General features: G+C 36.5%; 17 protein-coding genes. 5 read left to right on the forward strand and 12 right to left on the reverse strand.

What is annotated here, in order from left to right; translation table 11 throughout:
• Nucleotides 1-714 precede the first annotated feature (714 nt).
• Genes BCG07_RS14625 through BCG07_RS14645 form a run of 5 tightly spaced genes read right to left on the reverse strand, consistent with a single transcriptional unit; the run spans nucleotide 715 to nucleotide 5076 of the window.
• Nucleotides 715-1329, reverse strand: coding sequence for a class I SAM-dependent methyltransferase (locus BCG07_RS14625; RefSeq protein ID WP_286890770.1), 615 nt, complete (start codon nucleotides 1327-1329; stop codon nucleotides 715-717).
• 36 nt (nucleotides 1330-1365) lie between these two features.
• A complete protein-coding gene (locus tag BCG07_RS14630) occupies nucleotides 1366-3042 on the reverse strand; it encodes a bifunctional protein tyrosine phosphatase family protein/NAD(P)/FAD-dependent oxidoreductase (RefSeq protein ID WP_286890772.1) in 1677 nt (558 codons plus the stop codon).
• Nucleotides 3039-3389: a protein tyrosine phosphatase family protein gene (locus BCG07_RS14635; RefSeq protein WP_016900098.1), complete on the reverse strand. Its 351-nt coding sequence runs from the start codon at nucleotides 3387-3389 to the stop codon at nucleotides 3039-3041. Before BCG07_RS14635 ends, BCG07_RS14630 begins: the two co-directional genes overlap by 4 nt.
• A 13-nt stretch (nucleotides 3390-3402) precedes the next feature.
• Nucleotides 3403-4257 (reverse strand): MBL fold metallo-hydrolase, encoded by an 855-nt coding sequence (locus BCG07_RS14640; RefSeq protein ID WP_145242113.1) that lies wholly within the window; start codon nucleotides 4255-4257, stop codon nucleotides 3403-3405.
• Nucleotides 4258-4269: 12 nt separating this feature from the next.
• A complete protein-coding gene (locus BCG07_RS14645) occupies nucleotides 4270-5076 on the reverse strand; it encodes a sulfite exporter TauE/SafE family protein (protein WP_020476975.1) in 807 nt (268 codons plus the stop codon).
• Between the two features lie 274 nt (nucleotides 5077-5350).
• On the opposite strand from BCG07_RS14645, the gene BCG07_RS14650 reads away from it, so the two are divergent.
• The 3 genes from BCG07_RS14650 (at nucleotide 5351) to BCG07_RS14660 (ending at nucleotide 8415) form a co-directional block, all read left to right on the forward strand.
• The gene (locus tag BCG07_RS14650) at nucleotides 5351-7420 is read left to right on the forward strand and encodes a TonB-dependent receptor plug domain-containing protein (RefSeq protein WP_286890781.1); all 2070 of its coding nucleotides are present in this window, start codon (nucleotides 5351-5353) and stop codon (nucleotides 7418-7420) included.
• A gap of 16 nt (nucleotides 7421-7436) precedes the next feature.
• Complete coding sequence (locus tag BCG07_RS14655) at nucleotides 7437-7943, forward strand: DUF2938 family protein (RefSeq protein WP_128583200.1); 507 nt, start codon at nucleotides 7437-7439, stop codon at nucleotides 7941-7943.
• 124 nt (nucleotides 7944-8067) lie between these two features.
• Nucleotides 8068-8415, forward strand: coding sequence for a rhodanese-like domain-containing protein (locus tag BCG07_RS14660; RefSeq protein WP_051894365.1), 348 nt, complete (start codon nucleotides 8068-8070; stop codon nucleotides 8413-8415).
• Between the two features lie 633 nt (nucleotides 8416-9048).
• Here the strand turns inward: BCG07_RS14660 and BCG07_RS14665 are convergent.
• The 7 genes from BCG07_RS14665 to BCG07_RS14695 form a co-directional block, all read right to left on the reverse strand.
• Complete coding sequence (locus tag BCG07_RS14665; protein WP_286890789.1) at nucleotides 9049-10698, reverse strand: amino acid ABC transporter ATP-binding/permease protein; 1650 nt, start codon at nucleotides 10696-10698, stop codon at nucleotides 9049-9051.
• The gene (gene cydD / locus BCG07_RS14670) at nucleotides 10682-12409 is read right to left on the reverse strand and encodes a thiol reductant ABC exporter subunit CydD (protein ID WP_286890792.1); all 1728 of its coding nucleotides are present in this window, start codon (nucleotides 12407-12409) and stop codon (nucleotides 10682-10684) included. The genes BCG07_RS14665 and cydD overlap by 17 nt, the downstream gene beginning before the upstream one ends.
• The gene (gene cydB / locus BCG07_RS14675; protein WP_016899620.1) at nucleotides 12410-13411 is read right to left on the reverse strand and encodes a cytochrome d ubiquinol oxidase subunit II; all 1002 of its coding nucleotides are present in this window, start codon (nucleotides 13409-13411) and stop codon (nucleotides 12410-12412) included.
• Nucleotides 13412-13414: 3 nt separating this feature from the next.
• Entirely contained in the window at nucleotides 13415-14812 is a 1398-nt protein-coding gene (locus BCG07_RS14680) for a cytochrome ubiquinol oxidase subunit I (RefSeq protein WP_016899621.1), read from the reverse strand.
• 241 nt (nucleotides 14813-15053) lie between these two features.
• Nucleotides 15054-15632, reverse strand: coding sequence for a Tll0287-like domain-containing protein (locus tag BCG07_RS14685; RefSeq protein WP_286890796.1), 579 nt, complete (start codon nucleotides 15630-15632; stop codon nucleotides 15054-15056).
• Nucleotides 15633-15687: 55 nt separating this feature from the next.
• Complete coding sequence (locus tag BCG07_RS14690; protein WP_286890799.1) at nucleotides 15688-16557, reverse strand: MBL fold metallo-hydrolase; 870 nt, start codon at nucleotides 16555-16557, stop codon at nucleotides 15688-15690.
• Nucleotides 16558-16618: 61 nt separating this feature from the next.
• Entirely contained in the window at nucleotides 16619-17269 is a 651-nt protein-coding gene (locus tag BCG07_RS14695; protein ID WP_286890801.1) for a peroxiredoxin, read from the reverse strand.
• A 261-nt stretch (nucleotides 17270-17530) separates the two neighbouring features.
• Between BCG07_RS14695 and BCG07_RS14700 the strand changes: the two genes are divergently transcribed.
• Nucleotides 17531-18052 (forward strand): rhodanese-like domain-containing protein, encoded by a 522-nt coding sequence (locus BCG07_RS14700; RefSeq protein WP_058155756.1) that lies wholly within the window; start codon nucleotides 17531-17533, stop codon nucleotides 18050-18052.
• A 178-nt stretch (nucleotides 18053-18230) separates the two neighbouring features.
• Nucleotides 18231-18545, forward strand: a complete 315-nt coding sequence (locus BCG07_RS14705; RefSeq protein ID WP_286890807.1) for a DsrE family protein — start codon at nucleotides 18231-18233, stop codon at nucleotides 18543-18545.
• Nucleotides 18546-19096 lie beyond the last annotated feature (551 nt).

Consider the following 19096-nt stretch of genomic DNA (forward strand, 5'->3'; position numbering starts at 1 on the left):
GCTGCTGTGTTGACGATAATTTTAATTAGACTTTTTCAACAAGCTAAAAAAGTAGATTAAGTAAAAACAATACAAAACTTTTGGGTATAAGCGTCGGTAGTTAAAGTGACCTAAAAGTCACTTTAGGGCCTAAAAACGGCTTAATGTTACCTAAAAGGCACTTTATTCTGAGGAGCAAAAAATGCTAATGTGTATTTTAAGCTTTTAATTTGATTTACACTCTATTGTATAGGGGCCCTAAATGAGATTAGCCGGTATCGACTTTGCTTGGCATTAACAGAGCCAAACGCTTTACTTGCAAAAAAAATAGACGCTATAGTATCCATTAATTCTATTTAAAATCCATTTTAGATACAACTGTGTCTATTTTATTTGGAGGTATATTATTAATTAACTACTATTAAGCGAAGGTGATGTGTAGCTGGCTTTTGCTGAGCATCTAAAAGAACGTCGCAAAAAAGCAAAAATGTCACGTGAAGCGTTAGCCAAAAAAAGTACAGCACCTGCTTCCACAACAAAAAAAGTTTGAAGTTACTCGACTAATTTCATTCAGGCAGCTATTACTTTTCTGGCAAATAGTCGACGACTTAACTCGTTTATATAGCTGAACAAAAGTGCCAGCTCGAGACAAGAATGCGCCAACGTCTATCGATATTATTGAAGTATTATTAAATAATATTGATTCAAAGGTTATGTAGCCTGTGTTTTTAAGCTTTAATTATGATCTCGATTTAACGCAACGAGTTGCAATGTATTACTTTTACCACAGTGATAAACCCCTTCACTTATTTCTCGCTCTACTTCATGAAAAATAATAAATGAAAGTGCTGAAAAATCATTAATAAACATTGGTTGAGTATATAAAAGCGATTCGTCTTTTGGGCCACCGGTGTTGTTATTAAGTTGCACAGGCGTATAACCTTCAATTATGAGTACACCATTTTCTGATAACCCAGACACACACTGAGAATGCACCTGCTTTCTAACTGCTGGAGGAAGGTGTGCAAATATCATAATAATTGCATCCCAGCTATTTTCAGCTATTAGATACTGTGACAGATCACTGTGAACAATTGTTATCTCAACTTGTTGCTCTTGTGCTAAGGCTTTAGCCTTAGAAAGGGCGGCACTTGAAAAGTCAACTAAAGTAACTTCGTAACCTAGCTTGGCTAGATAAACAGCATTACGCCCTTCCCCTTCAGCTAAACACAATATTTTTTTGCCCGTAATGTAATGTGTATTTGCTTTTAAAAAATCATTAGGCTCTTTGCCATAAGCATAGTCACTTGATGCAAATCGATCGTCCCAAAAGTCAACAGGATTATTCATTATTAAGCCTTATTGTTATCAAAGTTAGTAGGGTTGTTAGTTTGATTTATCTGATAACTTCTCTGGTTTTGCCATCCACTCTCTGCCTTTTAACATGCCTAACCAATAAATAGGCGGCAACAACTTTTCTTTTAGTAGCCAAGCAAGTCTAGATGGGCGTTTACCATTAATAATCCATGACGGAAAGCTATTCATTACTTTACCACCATAACCAAATTCAGCTAATACGACTTTGCCAAGTTCAACAGTCAGTGGACAGCTACCATAACCGTTATATATAGCTTGATATTTAGATAATCCTCTCGCATATAAAAGATTAGTAGCAACAACTGGTGCCTGCATTCTTGCTGCAGCAGCCGTTTTTGCGTTTGGCGCATTAGTAGCATCACCTAATGCAAAAATATTACTAAACTTTTTATGCTGTAGTGTTGATTGGTCAACATCTATCCAGCCATTTTCATCAACAAGTGGGCTCACTTTAATAAAATCTGGAGCAGATTGAGGGGGCACGACATGCAACATATCAAACTTAACTTTTTCCACAGATTCATTTTCGCCATTAACCACTTTAAAAGTCGCTATTTTTTGCTTTCCATCAACAGCAATTAACTCATGATTGAAATTCATATTGACATCGTACTTTTTAATATACTCTAGTAGAGCAGGTACATACTCTTTAACACCAAAAAGAACTTCGCCTTTATTGTAAAACTCCACATCTATATTATTAATTACTTTGTTTTTAAACCAGTAGTCCGATGATAAATACATGGCTTTTTGGGGAGCTCCGGCACACTTTATCGGCATTGGTGGCTGAGAGAACACCGCCTTTCCCTTCTTGAGGTTTTGCACCAACTCCCAAGTATAGGGTGCTAAATCGTACCTATAATTTGAGGTTACGCCATTTTCACCTAATGTTTCGCTGAGCCCATCAATTTTATGCCAATCAAGCTTAATTCCAGGACATACTACCAAGTGTTCATACTTAACCGTTCTACAACCGTCAATTATTACCAAGTTTTCATCGGGTATAAATGCAGCTGCCGCACCTTTAAGCCACTTTACACCATCAGGTATTACCGACGCTGTAGTTTTAACCGTTTGTTCAGGAGTAAAAACCCCTCTGCCAACTAATGTCCAACCAGGTTGGTAATAATGTATTTCATTGGGCTCAATGATAACTATTTCACTCTCTGGTGAACGTGACTTAATACTCGCAGCGACAGCGACACCACCTGCCCCAGCACCTATTATCACAATAGGGTAAGAAAAATCAGCTTTACTGATTTGCGTTTCACCATTATTTTTTAAACGTCTAATAACGCCACTTAAATCATAGCCCGCTTTTTGTGATAAATTTAAAATCTCTTCATGAGAATATGTTTTTGGTGCACTCATGGCCCATAACGTGATTGAGCGAGTACCTGTTCTACAATAAGCTAAAATAGGTTTCGGTAAGTCTCTAACAATATTTTCAAAGTTTTTAATATCATCATCGGTCACCTTACTACTTACAACAGGTAAGTAATGGCAATTTAAGCCTAAATTATTTGCTTGTTTTTCTATTGCAGCAAAACTAATTTGATCAGCCCCCTCACCATCAGGCCTATTACAGACAATAGATTTAAAGCCTTGCTCTTTTATATGCTGCAAATCGTTCAGCGTTATCTGTGCTGATACAGATAATTCAGGTGTTACTCGCTTAAAGGTCATAATCGTTCACCCTCACTATTTGCACTAACCATTGAATAAAGAATCCCTGAACGAGTGCCCGTTCTGCAATATGCAAGAATAGGTTTTGGTAGCTTACTAAGGGCAAACTCGAATTCTTGCTTGTTTTCTTCTGTAATAGCACCGCTAATGACTGGTAGATAATAAGTTAATATACCAAGCTCATGAGCTTGTTCATTAATAGAAGAAAATGAGGGCTGTGTTTCGCACTCACCATCGGGTCTGTTACAAATAATGCTCTTAAACCCCATTTTTAATATTTCCGTACAGTCTTCAATATTTATTTGGGGTGAAACTGATACATCATCAGATAACTTTTTAATATTCATAACATCTCTCCAACTATATTGAATTAACAGGAACTCTAATAAAAGGTTTGCCTGTCTGTTCAGATATTAAAAATTGGCCATTTCTCAAGTTACATTGAATTGCTGGTAGTAGTAATTTAGGCACTGCTAATGTCGCATCTCTTTTTTCACGCTTGGTAATGTATTCTTGCATTGTTACACTTGGCGAGACTTGAACATTTTCAGATTTGGCTTGAGCAATTGAAATACAAGAGAGTGGTGATGAACCTTCTTTAGGGTAATCATGACCTAAGTAAACCTTTGTATCATCACTCAAAGTAAAGAATCGCTGGATTGTATTATATAAATCTTTTGCACTACCGCCAGGGAAGTCACATCGAGCAGTCCCAAGGTGGGGGGCAAACATGGTGTCACCGACAAAAATTGAGTTATTAACTAAATAGCTTGCGCAAGCAGGTGTATGACCCGGTGTATGCCAAACGGTTACATTAAGATCACCAATATTAAATGTATCACCTTCTTCAAATAATACATCGTACTGACTTCCATCGCTTGGCGTGTCATCACACATTTCGAATACAGGTAACCAAGTATCTAATACTGCTTTGATACCGCTGCCAATGCCTATTTTTCCTCCAACCTTTGTTTTTAGATAGTGGGCAGCTGTTATGTGATCTGCATGAACATGAGTCTCTAAAATCCATTCATTCTGTAAATTGTTGCTATTAATAAACTCAATCACTTTGTCTGCATTAACAGTTGATGACTTTCCTGAAAAAGCGTCATAATCAAGTACAGAATCAATAACAGCGCACTTACTTGTTGCTTTATCAACAATAACATAAGTAAAAGTAGCGGTTGTTGTGTCGTAAAATGTTTCAACGTTCATAGTTTTTTCCTTCTAGATTAACTCTTTAGAAATAATAAAAATGGCGATTATCAAAGTGAAAAAGGCAAAGAACTTTTGCAATGAAGCACCGTCTAATTTACTCGCTACTTTTGTTGAAATAGCCATACCGATAAAGGTGGCAACGAGCATAAGTGGAAGCAACGGCACTTCGAGAGAAATACCTGCTTGTAAATCGCCAACAAATCCGAGTAATGATTTAAGCGCAATAATAAAAAGTGAAGCACCAACCGCGTTTTTCATCGGCATACCTAAAAACAAAACAAGTGCAGGTATAATTAAAAAGCCACCTCCAGCCCCTAAAACACCTGTCACTAAACCAACTACAGCGCCTTCAGTCATTATTAAAGCAACTCTAGAACTAGAGTTTGAGATAGCAGGTGCGGAGTTAGTTACAGTTTGAGATTTATACGCTTTACGTAACATCATTACAGCCGATGCCAACATTAAGATGGCAAATAAAACCATAATCGCTGTATTTTTAGTGATATGTATGGGCGACAAAAGTATGTCGTCAGGGATATTTGGCATTAAAAAAGCACGAGTAAGATATACAGCTACAATTGACGGTATCGCAAAAAGTATTGAAGCTTTTATGTCAACTAGCCCTTCACGAAAATATCGAATTGCTCCAAATGCAGCTGTAGCTCCAACTAAAAGTAATGAATATCCAGTTGCGATATCTGGTGAAATTCCCATTAGGTAAACAAGTATAGGAACTGTAAGTATTGAACCCCCTCCCCCTATAACACCAAGAATTAGCCCCATAAAAACGGCCATTAAATATCCAAGAATAACCATACCGCAAACCTCAAACCAAAAAGAATATAATATAATTAAATGTTATAACAACTAAGAGGGAATATGTCTAATTAAAAAAGGTGAATCACGCAATCTATTTTTAAGATAATGGAAAATCAGCCAGCGAAATAATTTTTATCAACATTAAAGCCATTGATTTATATGAATAAAAATCAACATTAGACAACCCTAATGTTTAAAACAAACAAATACAGCCTTGTCAATTTAATTTTTAAGATATAATATAACATCTTACTTTTTGTAAGGGCTAAGTATGAATCAAATTAAATTGATATTTTTTTTACTGCTGTTTTCTAATTCTTTATTTGCAAATCAAGACAAGCATAGTTATTCAGAAATAGACCGAATAACTGTAACCGCTTCTCCTTTCGCTACTAAGGTTCTTGATTCTGCAGCAGCAATAAAAATACTAGATGGGCAAGAAAAGAGATTAAAACAGACTTTATCTTTAGGTGATTCATTAGCCAGTTACAGCGGTGTTAGCTCAATATCAACAGGCAGCCAGTCTGGGAAGCCAGTGATCAGAGGTTTGAGTGGAAATAGAATAAAAATTTTATGGAATTCAGTGGCGCAAGACTTTTTACAGTTTGGTGTTCGTCATCCTCCAGGTTTAACACCTGTACTGGCCCAAAGAATAGAGTTAGTAAAAGGGCCGATGAGTGTCTTATATGGTGCAGATGCAATAGGTGGCGTTGTTAATTTAATAAGCAGTGATATTCCCATTGGCGCAGATAACATTATTTCTGATGCTAATGTAGGGCTATCGTATCAAACGAATAACTCACAAAAAGATTATAATATGAGTTTGTCAGGTGGCTCAAACCGATGGGGCTGGAACGCAGCTTTAACTGAGTCTGCGGCTGATAATTTCAAAACACCAAACACTCAATCTTATTACGATTCACAAACACTAAATGCTCCGAAGTTTACCGGTAAAATTCCTTTTACAGACTTCAATATTAAAAATGCTGATGTCGCCATAGGGTATTCCGCCCACCACTTAAATGCGGACTTTCGCATAAATATTTGGAATAACGATCAAAACTTCTTACAACCGAATGGCCTTCCTACAGGTCAAAAGTTACGTAACGAAAACTTTGCAGCAAACTTAAATTATGAGTTTTTATCTGAGTGGTCAGCTAATATTAAACTAAGTCTACAAAAGAATGAGAGGGATGCAGTAACAGGCGCTTCCTATCAACAATTAACGGAATATAATAAAGATTTAGCTATCTCTTTAGAGCGAAAGCAAGCCACTATTTCACTCAATCACCCACAAGTACATGGTTGGAAGGGCCAATTTGGCACTGAGCTTGTTAGTAAAAAACAGAATACCTCAATCGGCACACTTGTACCGGATGCTGACTATAATTCCAAAGCGATATTTTTATATGAAGTATTAGACTCAGATCTATATATAGCTGAGTTCGGTGCTCGCTATGACTCAATAAAACAACAAGCTATTAATACAGAACAAGCATGGGTTAATGATTTTACAGAACACCAATGGCAGGCACTGAGTGGATCAATTGGTATAACATGGAAGCTTGACAACCAATGGCTATTGATGAACAGGGTTGCGCGAGGTTTTAGAGCTCCTTCAATATTCGACCTTTACGCAAATGGTGTTCATGGTGGTGTGGCTGCATATCAAATAGGTAACCCTGAACTAAAAGAAGAATATTCCTTAAATAAAGAAATTGGCTTAACTTATTTAGGAAATAAACTAGGTAGTACAATAACCTATTTCCATAACAAAATAGACGACTATATATACCAAGCAAACTCCTTATCGTTTGATCAAGACTCCTCACTCCCCATATACGTTCAAAAACAAAACAACGCCACTATGGGTGGTGTAGAAGCTGAACTAAATTGGAAGATTAATAAAAAAACCTCCGTCGAAGCAAACTATACATGGATCAATAGTGAGTTAGCGCAAACAACTGAAGAACTTCCTATGATGCCTGCGGATAGTGGCTACATTGCAGTGAATTATTTGTTTGACAATACAAAGCTAACAAAAAATCTACAGCTCAACGCTAACTATTCTTTTTATGCAGATAAACAATCAGCTGGGGCTTATGAGCCATTCTCCCAATATGATGATTTACCTTTTGGAACCGCGTCAACTAAAAGCTATGGGCTTTTTGGGATTAGTGCATCGGCAGATTCGCTGTTGCTTGATAAGCCTTTTTTTATTCAACTTAAAATAGATAACCTTTTTGATAAATCATATCGAAATTTTTTAGATACTTATAAAGGTTACACATTAGGAATGGGGCGAAATGTTCGTTTATCTGTATCCATTCCTTTGGTATAACCCTGTGGAGATTAAAATGAAATACCTCGTCAAGCTCAGCTTTTATTCAATTATATTAGGTACTCTCGCAACTGCAATGCTAGATATTTGGAATTGGAGTCGACATTACCTATTTGATACCCCGCTCACCAAATATGAATTTATAGGCCGGTGGATGCTTTATATGTTTGATGGTCAGTTTTACCATACTTCTATAAAAGCATCTCCAGCACTGCCCTATGAGCTATTAGCTGGCTGGTTAGGCCATTATTTTATAGGTATTGTATTTGCTGCCCTTTTACTCCTTGTATTTGGATTAAAATGGCTTGAAAAGCCAATGTTTAAACCTGCAATAATCATAGGTATGGTTACCGTTGTTATTCCTTATTTAATCATGCAACCGGGTATGGGAATGGGTATTGCCGGTTACTTAACTCCCAACCCCATGTTTGTTATTACAAAGGTAATTGTGTCTCATGTTGCTTTTGGGGTTGCACTTTACATCGGTGGAATATTAATCAAAAGCGTTAAAACTAACAGGTAAAACCAATGCAATAAGCTTCACACCAGCCGTATTACCGTGAGCTGAAAATTAAAAGCGAGAGGCTTTATGAAAAATATACTATCTAATATTTTTAATTTACTACTTTATAACCAAAAGGTGACCTATGAAATACACTGAAAAATTCCAAAACTTGGCAAATATAGCCCAAACTCAAGTCGAAAAAGTAGAAGCCAATACGGTCAACCAGTTGATTGCATCGGGGGCAATAGCACTTGATATAAGAGACCCTGATGAACATGCAAATGGCCATATTACAGGCTCATTAAATATAAGTCGGGGAAAATTGGAAATGCTCATAGAATCTAATCTTCCAGATTTAAATACTGAAATATTATGCTACTGCAATGCTAATAACCGAGGGGCATTATCGGCGGCCACCCTCAGGTCTATGGGTTATGTAAATGCAAAATACATTGCAGGCGGTCTAAATGAATATAAAAAAGTAGCATAAAAATTAGTTAGATTCTTGTTACAAATGCTTGTCCTGTCCAACGAAAAGGACCGGGATTAGAGCTTAGGTTAAAAGTAAGTACTAATTTAAACTTACTTTTAACTATATATTATTAAAGCCCTCACTTAACTCTAAAAAAACAATTTTTGATATTTAGTTTTTTCATATTATGAACGAAGAAAAGCTAATTACGTTAGGGTCTGTTGATCTTTCAAGGTTAAATTTGCAGCAGTCTGTTTGGTATTTAGGCAAGGCAGAGCCTATGTGGTGTGGTTATTCCCCATAAATAGGCGATAACGCAGCATCAATGCCAAACAGGCGCTGCCCGAAGGGTTCTGCCTAGAAACGATTTACTCTTTGTTGCCTACATGGATGTAGGTAAGGGGCGTGAGCAGGACGCGGAAGCTTTGCTTGGTTTTTACTTAGCCCACTAGGTTACAAACCTCGCGCCGCGATTAAACCGCCCCTAGTTTGAACAAATTTTAATCCGCAAAGGTCAACAGAGCCTAATATCTAACCTTGAGTTATAGAACATTTCGTCTTATTTAATTAAATATTAGCTTTAAGTATAAACTTCATTTAAAACTTATACTTTGCAGTCATTAAAAATCAACAAGTTAAAATTTACATAAATTAATCAAGCGATATTACTAAATCAGCAGTTTTATTCCTTAAAAATTGAGGGGTTTCATGAGTTAACAACACAATTGTTTTTTTAGCTAACCAAGGAGCCATATTAGCCCATACTCGACACGCCATTGATTCGTCAAGATTACTAAAGGGTTCATCTAAAACAACTAGTTCAGGGCTTCGAAGTAATAATCTTGCCAAACAAATACGTCTTGCCTGTCCGCCAGAGACAATACCTCCGGTTTCACCCAACCAATAATTTAAACCATCAGGTAAATTAATCGCCCAATCGTATAGCTCTACTGTTTTTAGAACTGACCAAATATCACCCTCTGAAATGCCATCTAAACCTAATATTAAATTATAACCAAGTGTTCCTGAAAAAATGGCATCACTTTGAGGTAGGTAGCTCACTTTTTTATACCAACTATTAGATGCTATCTCTTGCAGGTTTATTTGGTTAATGTAAACACCTCCATGAGCTGAATCAATGCTTTCAATACCCATTAACAAATTAGCAAACGTTGATTTACCAGTACCAGAGCGGCCAATAATTGAAACACACTGGGTCTGTTTTATAGATAAACTAAGAGGCGTATCTAAGCTTTTAGGTATTTTATTATGATTTTTTATATCAATTTGAATATCGCTTAGGGGCTTAATCTCTTTGTATTTACTTGATGGATTAGAACGGGATAAAGCTGCTAGTTTTGTCGCTGCAAAAGAAGTCTGCCCCCAAGAGCTAAAATGATTAGGTAAACTTTGAACAACCTCATAGGTACCTATCAGCATCATTACGAGCATAATTGCTTGTGCTTCACTTATGAGCTGTTCATTAACTGCAAAAAAAGCACTCACAACCACAACAAACAATGCAATATTTAATAATGAATCAAAAATTAGCTGAACATTAGCAATTCTTGCATTCAGCTGTTCTTGCAGAGAGTTAAATAACGCCAATTCGTCAATAATAATCTGCTCATGATGTTGCATTAACCCTATTGACTTTAGCTCAAAGGCGCCACTTAAGTGCTCAATTATTTTTTGCCTAAACTCGTCCATCATACTGGCATATTTATATGAAAGCTTAGCTGTAAACTTGGTTGTTATTGCAATTACTGAGGTAATACCAAATAATAAAAACAAAGCAAAATACAATGCAAAGTCCAACCAAATAAAGCCGGTAAATACAGTTAATATAGTGATCAGTAATACTGAAATAATTGGCGGGACAATATAACGAAGAAGTAAACTATCAAGTGCATCTAAGTTAACCGTTAGCTTACTAAGCCATTCGCTATCAGAACGAGCTCTCAACTGCTCTATGGTTGATTTTGAAAGATTATTAAAAAGAGATAATCTAAAAACAGATATTAATCTTAAAATAGTATCGTGGTTGTAAATTCTTTCTATATACCGAGAGATCGTTCTACTTAATGCAAAAAAACGAATACCGGAGCCGGGTATATATAAATTTAATATAGAAGTAATGCCCAAGCTTATTGCAATACCCGTTAATGCTGTAGCTGTGATAAACCAGCCCGATACCATCAATAAACTCACACCTGAAATAACAGTTAATAAAGCCCAGAAAACACCTAAAAAAAGACGTTTTTTTTGATTTTGGTATAAAAGTTTAAACCAATACTTCATTGTCATCCTCTGTGCTTTTAATTGATAAATCTAAATGGGCATCAGCAATATTCAAAAGTAATGGGTCGTGCGAGGCAACAATTAATATACGCTCTTTTTTAAGTATTTTAAGCGCACTGATAATATATTTTTTACTCAATCTATCTAACTTAGAAGTGGGTTCATCTAATAAAATCAATGGTGCTGGATTTAATAATACTCTTGCAATACTAATACGCTGAATCTGCCCGCCAGATAAACCTTGCCCATGTTCGCCAATAAGAGTATTTAAACCCGTGTGTTTTTGTAATAACTCTTTATCAAGACCAACAATTCGAAGCGCATCAAACATCTGCTCTTTTGTGGCATTAGGTGCTAACACTTTTAAATTATTAAAAACGGTGTCATTTTTTATCCACCCTCTTTGAGGCAAGTACGCAATGGGTGCTGCTTGCGGATAAATACTCATAGTGCCCGCTATCGGTGCTGTATATCCTGCAAGTGTGTTTAAAAGTGTTGACTTACCTGCACCCGAAGGCCCCGTAATACTTAACATTTGTGCTTGTTGTATATCAATATTAATTGTATGAGGAAGTGGTAACTTCTGGTTGTATCCAATGACTAAGTTTTGCAATCTAACCGCAATGTGTTGCTCTGAACCACTATCAGGTACACTTAAATTATAATACTTTTTACTTGTAGTGCTTTTTTCATCACATTCATCGCTATCAAGCAATAAGACGAGGTTATTAGCAGAGCCTAAAGCAGTCGCTCTGTCATGGTAAAATGCAGCTAAATTTCTAAGTGGTTGAAAAAATTCAGGTGCTAAAATAAGAATTGCTAACCCTGAAAATAAAGTAAGTTCGCTTGCGGGTCCCCAATCGATTGACCCATATAAAGAAAAACCAATATAGATTGCCAAGCTAGCAATCGCGACACTTGTAAAAAACTCTAATACCGTTGAGGATAAGAATGCGAGCTTAAGCGTTTTCATTACAACGGTTCTGTAACCTTCACTATTAACTTTAACCTCGTCATAAATTGCGCTTTCTGAGCGCAATAATTTAATATAATCAAGATTTGCCACTCTATCTAAAAAGTGACCAGCCAAACGCTGACGGATCAATGAATACTTCTGATTAACTTTTTCAGCGCCCATTCCCACCAAAATCATAAATAACGGAATAAGAGGCGCAGAAATAAGTAAAAGCAATGCCGATAGCCAATCAAGCCAAGCAATAACGCTTAATATTAAAATAGGAGATATAATAGCTAAATTTTGCTGCGGCCAATATCTAGAGAAGTAGCTATCCATAGATTCAACTTCTTCTATCCATTGAGCTGCAGAGGCCCCTGCGGAGTGTTTTTTTAACACCAAAGGGCTCGACATCCGCCATTTAGCTAAAATTGATAGCCGAATATCATTTCTGATTCGCACACTGGCTTTTTGACTCAAATTAACTTGCAACCTTATAAATAAAGGTTGGCCAATTAGTGAGGTAAAAAGCACGATAAGGGAGCCATATAAATCATTTAATTGTGCTTTTTCAATGAATAAGGAGTGCGCCAAATAGCTAAAAGTAACCCACTGAATTAAAAGAAGTAACGTGGAGGCTGTTCCTGACAATACAGCCGCATATAGTAAAAATGACTGTTTTTTACTGTAGCGTTTTAAAAACAGCTTGCCAGTGAGAGCTGCACTCTCACTGGCGGGTTTATTTTTCTTAAGCATCTAGTGGTAACCAGTATCCTTAACTTTCCCTCTAAATACCCAGTAACTCCAGCTTGTGTAACCTAATACAATAGGGATAACAAAAAGAAACCCTATAAGTAAAAATAACTGAGAATTATACGACGAAGCAGCGTCCCAAATAGTAAACTTAGGTGGGACAATATATGGCCATTTACTGGCTAATAAGCCTATGTAACTAAACAAGAAAATACCCATTGTTGCTACAAACGGCATACCGTCACTTTGCTTTTTAACTGAACGATAAACAACGTAAGCACAATAAATCACTAAAACAGGAATTATCCATAACAAGCTTATCTCATCAAACCATCTGCTCATAACGCTGTCATCGATGTAAGGGGTATAAACACATACAATTGCAAACATAACTAAAAATGCGACTAGTAATTTTGGCGTAATTTTATAAGCCCACTCTTGTACTTCACCATCAGTTTTCATTATGAGCCAAGTACTTCCCAATAATGCATAACCTACAACCAATCCTAATCCGGTCAATATGGTAAATACACTTAACCAATCAAGCGGGCCACCAGAATATACAAAACCCTCTGTTTCAAAGCCCTGTATATAAGCACCAACGACCGCTCCTTGAGCAAATGAGGCAACAATAGAACCTACTGAGAATGACCAGCTCCATAAATGTTTTGACGTTTTTGCTTTAAAACGAAACTCAAATGCAACGCCTCTAAAAATCAGTCCAGCCAGTAATAAAAAAACACCTATATATAGTGCAGGTAAAAAAACAGAATAAACCAGTGGAAATGCCGCAAGTAAACCCGCACCACCAAGTACTAGCCAAGTCTCATTTCCATCCCAGACAGGGGCGACTGAATTCATCATTTTGTCGCGTGCTTTTTCGTTTGGGGCAAAGGGAAATAAAATCCCCTGCCCTAAGTCAAAACCATCCATTAATACATACATCATGATCCCAAAACCAATAATGCCTGCCCAAATAATGGTTAAATCAAATGGTTGTTCCATAATTTATTCCTTTTCATCGATAGCAACATGTGCTGCAGAAAACGGACGCATAGGGCGCTCAATTTCATCCATCTCATGTGGTGCACTCGCCTTTTCTATTCCGCCTTTAAACACTTTTAATAAGTAGTAAACACCAGAGCTGAATACGAGTGAATAAACGATGATATACCCAACTAAAGTAAATAGTGCCATACCGCCGGTTAGTGAAGGGGTTAGTCCTTGAGCATGGGTCATTTGACCATAAATCAACCAAGGCGCTCTGCCAGTTTCTGTTACTATCCAACCAGCTAAAACAGCAAAAAACGGGCTTAAACTCATTAATCTTAAGCCATTTAAAAATAAAGGCGATTTATAGTACTGTCCTTTTCTTCTTAAGATTAAGCCCCACAATGCAAACCCTATCATTAAAAAGCCAAGCGCAACCATGATTCTAAACGACCAAAATACAATAAATACTGGTGGCTGCTCTTCTTTGGACACTTCTTTAAGGCCTGGTACTTCACCATCCCAGTCATGAGTTAAAATGAAGCTGGCTAGTTTTGGAATTTTTACTTCAAAATGATTTGTTTGCTCTTCTTTATCAGGTATTGCAAATAGTAACAGTGGAACACCTTTTTGTGTTTCCCAGTTACCTTCCATTGCAGCTACTTTCATAGGCTGATATTTAAGTGTGTTAATTCCATGAAAATCACCTACAAGCGCTTGTGCCGGAGCTAAGAAAAGTAAAAACCATAATGCGATTGAAAGCGCTTTTCGGTTAGCTTCAAACTCTCTGTTTTTAAGCAGGAACCATGCGCTTACGCCTGCTACAACCAATGCCGCAGTTAAAAAAGAAGCCAAAGCCATATGTAGAAAGCGATATCCAAACGAGGGAGTAAACAATGCCTCAGACCATGAAGAAACGTGATAAATGCCATTTACTAATTCTAATCCCTGAGGCGTCTGCATAAGGGAGTTAGCTGCAAGTATCCAAAAAGAAGATATAAATGTACCTAACGCAACCATACAGGCGGCGAATAGATGAACACCTTGTGGCACTTTATCTCTACCGAATAATAGTACACCTAAGAAGGCAGCCTCTAAAAAGAACGCAGTCACAACCTCGTAACTCAGTACTGGACCCAAAAAGTTTGCGGTTGCATAGGAGAAGTTACTCCAGTTAGTTCCAAACTGAAAGGACATGACGATACCGGATACAACACCAATACCAAATACGACTGCAAAAACTTGAATCCAAAATTTAGAGAGCCTTTGCCATATTGGATTACCCGTTTTAAATGATAAGAATTCAAAGCCAGCAATTGTGCTTGCCAAACCTATAGTGAAGACAGGGAATATTGCATGGAAACACACAACAAACGCAAACTGTATTCGGGATAGTAAAAGTGGATCTAGTTCCATATCCATTCCTAATATTTTAAAAATTACGCTCTGATCTATTGACCTTAGCAGAATAAAATTTATTTAACTCACCAGTAATTCATAACAGTAAAAGGCTTTTAACAGCGCTTATTCCATTTTAATATATACACCTTAAATTTTAACATAAGGATTATATTTCATCTGATCAAAAAATCAACTCTCAAATAAAATATATAATAAAAAATTCATTGTGCTAATACTAAACTCAGTACTGTTTACACTAATTAGTTGCTTTTAGTTGTTTTATTAGTGTAAACGCGCCACGAATATCACCCACATTAAATCCAATTGCTTTATCTTCAGGGTAATAATGCTGAATAACTTTTTTGACTTCAGGTGTGACTGAGGAGCCATGACAAGCTAAGCACAAACCGCCGGTTGGTATCGCTTTCATGTAACGAAAACTTTGTTCATCGTAATTCGACTTTGCCAATATATTAACCTCAATGCCTTGTTGTTTGAGTTTTTCAAAATCAACCAGTGTTTTTAGTTCCCATTGATCAGCCGTATTGCTGGTGTTTCTGGTGCGTAAGCTAGTACGACCAACAGACCAACCGTCAGTTGACAACTGCTCAGCTATTTTTGGTGCCTGCTCACTACACACTTTAACACCAGCGCTGAGCCCTCCTTTATTGATAGCTGACTTTAACTGCGACTTTAAACTGCTCGAGAATTCTTTTATTCGCTTTTGTGCTTCTTGCTCCAATACACTTTTATCATTTTCACCAAGTGATGTTGAATTTACAGCTAAAGGAGTAAAACCCATGATTAAAATTAAAACTAAGTAGTTTTTTAACATTACTCTTCCCTCTGAGCTCTTGTAAAATAGATTAACTATAAAAGTAGCTATAATTTTAAAGCTGATTTAGTGGTACTTTTAAATAACTTACACCGTTATTATCTGCAGGTGGAAAATTACCAGCCCTCACATTAAGTTGAATTGCAGGCAAAATAAGGCGCGGCATAGATAGCGTTTTATCACGTGTTTCACGCATTTCTATAAATTGCTCTTTTATTACGCCATTGTTGACATGGATATTAGACTCCTTTTGCTCTTTAACCGTTACGCTATGGCGATAATCTCGATCTTCGTTTGGGTAGTCATGGCATACTTGAATCGTTGTTTCATCCGGCAAAGCCAATACTTTTTTTATCGAGTCAAAAAGCTGTGAACTGCTCCCACCCGGAAAGTCACAACGCGCAGTTCCAACGTCCGGCATAAAAATTGTATCTCCAACAAATACAACACTTTCATCAATTAAATACGCCAAGTCGGCAGGTGTATGCCCAGGTGTATGCATTACTCGGATAGTAAGTTCACCTATATGAAATATTTCACCATCTTTAAATAATTTATCGAACTGAGTTCCATTTGGTAGAAATTCTTTTTCTAGGTTAAATAACGTTTTAAATGTTTTTTGGACCGTTTTAATATGTTCACCAATCCCAATTTTTGCACCAAATACCTTTTTGAAGAATGGAGCACCTGAAATATGATCAGCATGTGCGTGGGTTTCTAGCACCCACTCAAGATTTAGCTCATTTTTCTTAATATAATTCGCTATTTTCTCAACCCCCTCCTCTGAAGTGCGGCCAGACTTATAATCGAAGTCCAATACAGGGTCTATGACTATAGCTTTCTTTGTCTGTTTATCAAAAATGACATAGCTAAATGTTTCACTGTCTTGATCAAGAAATTCTTGTATTTCATAGTTTGTTTTCATAAATATTCCCTCGAAGTTAGCCCAAGGAGAATTCCTTGGGCTAACGTTTCATTGAACAGTATTAAAGAGTTTTTTTACTAAAGTACCAATCAACGTAATCGTATCCTTTATCTTTACGACCAGCAGCGTCTTCAACGGTATGTGGTGGTGGTACAATAACTGGTTCGCCTTCTACCCAATTCTCTGGTGTAGCTACTGAATTTTCATCACTGGTTTGTAATGCTTTAACTAAACGCAGGAACTCTTTTACCGAGCGGCCATTGCTCATTGGATAGTAGACCATAGCACGCATTATGCCTTCAGGATCAATAATAAACGTTGCTCTGACTGCCGCAGTATCACTTGCACCTGGTTGCACCATGCCGTATGAATGCGCCACTTCCATAGAGAGATCTGCAATAATTGGGAAAGGTATATTCACACCAAAGTTTTCTTCAATGTTACGTACCCAAGCAATATGTGCATGAATACTGTCAATCGATAAACCTAATAATTCAGTATTCATCGCTGAAAACTCTTCTGCTGCATTTGCGAAACCCATGAACTCGGTAGTACATACCGGAGTAAAGTCTGCTGGATGCGAGAAAAGCACTAACCACTTACCTTTGTAATCTTCAAGTGTACGATTACCATGAGTTGTCTTCGCATTAAATGCAGGTGCTGGCTTGTTTAATTGTGGGAACTGTAATTGTCTTTCATTTTGTTCAGTCATAACATTCTCCTAATTGATGTTTATCGTTTTGACAAGATCAATATCGCATAAGCATATAACAAAAAGCGATATCAAAAACAGATTAACTTAATCAATATTATCGATGAAAAAGTAAGCTTTAAGAGTTAAAAAAGATTACCAATCTCGAAAAGTAAAACTCAATTTTATAAATTTAGTAAAGTATTTACCTTTTATATTAGAAAAATCTAATATAAAGTACAGCTTGTTCTAAATAATTTTATTTCATGAGGAAATTAAAAAATGCAACCAAAAGAAATATCTGCAAATGAAGCTTTCATGTTAATTGAAAGGGAAGATGTAGGAATAATTGATGTTCGTGAACCAGCAGAACACATGACTTCACACATAGAGGGCTCTGAATTACTCCCTTTGAGTAAACTAAAAGGAGAAGATATTAAACATGAGAAAAGCGCTTATATAATATATTGCCAAAAAGGCGGTCGTGGTAAAAGTGCGTGTGAAAAGTTACTTGCCCATAACCCAGATTTGAATATATACAATATCAGCGGAGGCATAAATGAGTGGGTCAATGAAGGATATAATGTTCGTAAAGGTGAAAAATCAATTTTGCCACTAGATCGTCAAGTTCAATTATCTATAAGTACTCTAATATTAGTGTTCTGTGCTCTTTCTTTAACAATTTCAACCGCTTTCATTTGGCCAATAATATTTATTGCAGCAGGCTTGTTTGTTGCTGGCGCAACCGGTTTTTGTGGTCTAGCGAGAATTATAGCGTTGATGCCGTGGAACCAGAGAGTGTAATTAAAAACAAGTGCCCTCAATTACTGAATTAAAAAAGGTAAACTTTATGCGAATATTAACAGTCATCTTATTATTGGCTTCTACGATTAGTTTCAGTGCTTTTGCAGACGATAATAAGGCAGGCACTAAACCTAAGCTTTTATCATTTATAACATCTGACAACACACAAACTCAGTTAATGGGTATGGTTTTATCATCACAAGCTTTAAAACAAGGTGCTGAGGTCAATATCCTTTTGTGTGGGCAAGCCGGCGATATAGCATTAATCGATGCTCCTCAATCAGTTTTAACACAGCTAAAGCCTAAAAATATGAGCCCACAAAGCTTAATGAAAAACATTATAAAAATGGGGGGAACAGTTCAAGTTTGCGCTCTTTATCTACCTAATAAAGGTGTTAAAAAAACTGATTTGATTGAAGGTATTACCCCTGCTTTACCTCCCCACATAGCAAAAAAAATGCTTGATGCTGAAACAAAAGTCATATCATTTTAATCACTGTGAGTAACTGATTCAGGCATTACGATTCGTATTGTCCTGAATCAACATAAATCTAGAGCGTGTAGCTCCTCCAAGCTCTACTCTATTAGAAGCTATTCATGCTAAGTGTGTTTAGCTTTTATACTGTTCTAATATGGTTATGTGCTTTTAATTTTTTAGTTAATACAATTTGCCTTTTAAGGCCATTTTTAAGATACTAAGTAAGTGCTAACGAGTTACGTAAAATCGTAGCACAAGCCATAGCACGACAAAGTAACACTCTGTTTTTAAATGCTTTTATTGAAAACCTTATAACTATCACAGTTAATGCATTTATTATTTATTAGTAGTGCCACTATTACCTCCTTCGTTGATCTTGAATAAAGTGCGAATACTGAATCGCACTTGTTTTATATAGTTTATAAGTTACTTAACGCTTTTCATCTCTAAAAAATACACCGAGCACCCATTAACTTTTTATTGCAAACCACAAAGAAAACATTAATCTTAATGTCATTAATTAAGTTTTGGAGTTAAAAACAATGGCTGATTATGTATGGATATTC

The organism is Pseudoalteromonas sp. ESRF-bin5 (genome assembly GCF_002632075.1).
In the GTDB taxonomy this organism is placed as follows: domain Bacteria; phylum Pseudomonadota; class Gammaproteobacteria; order Enterobacterales; family Alteromonadaceae; genus Pseudoalteromonas; species Pseudoalteromonas marina.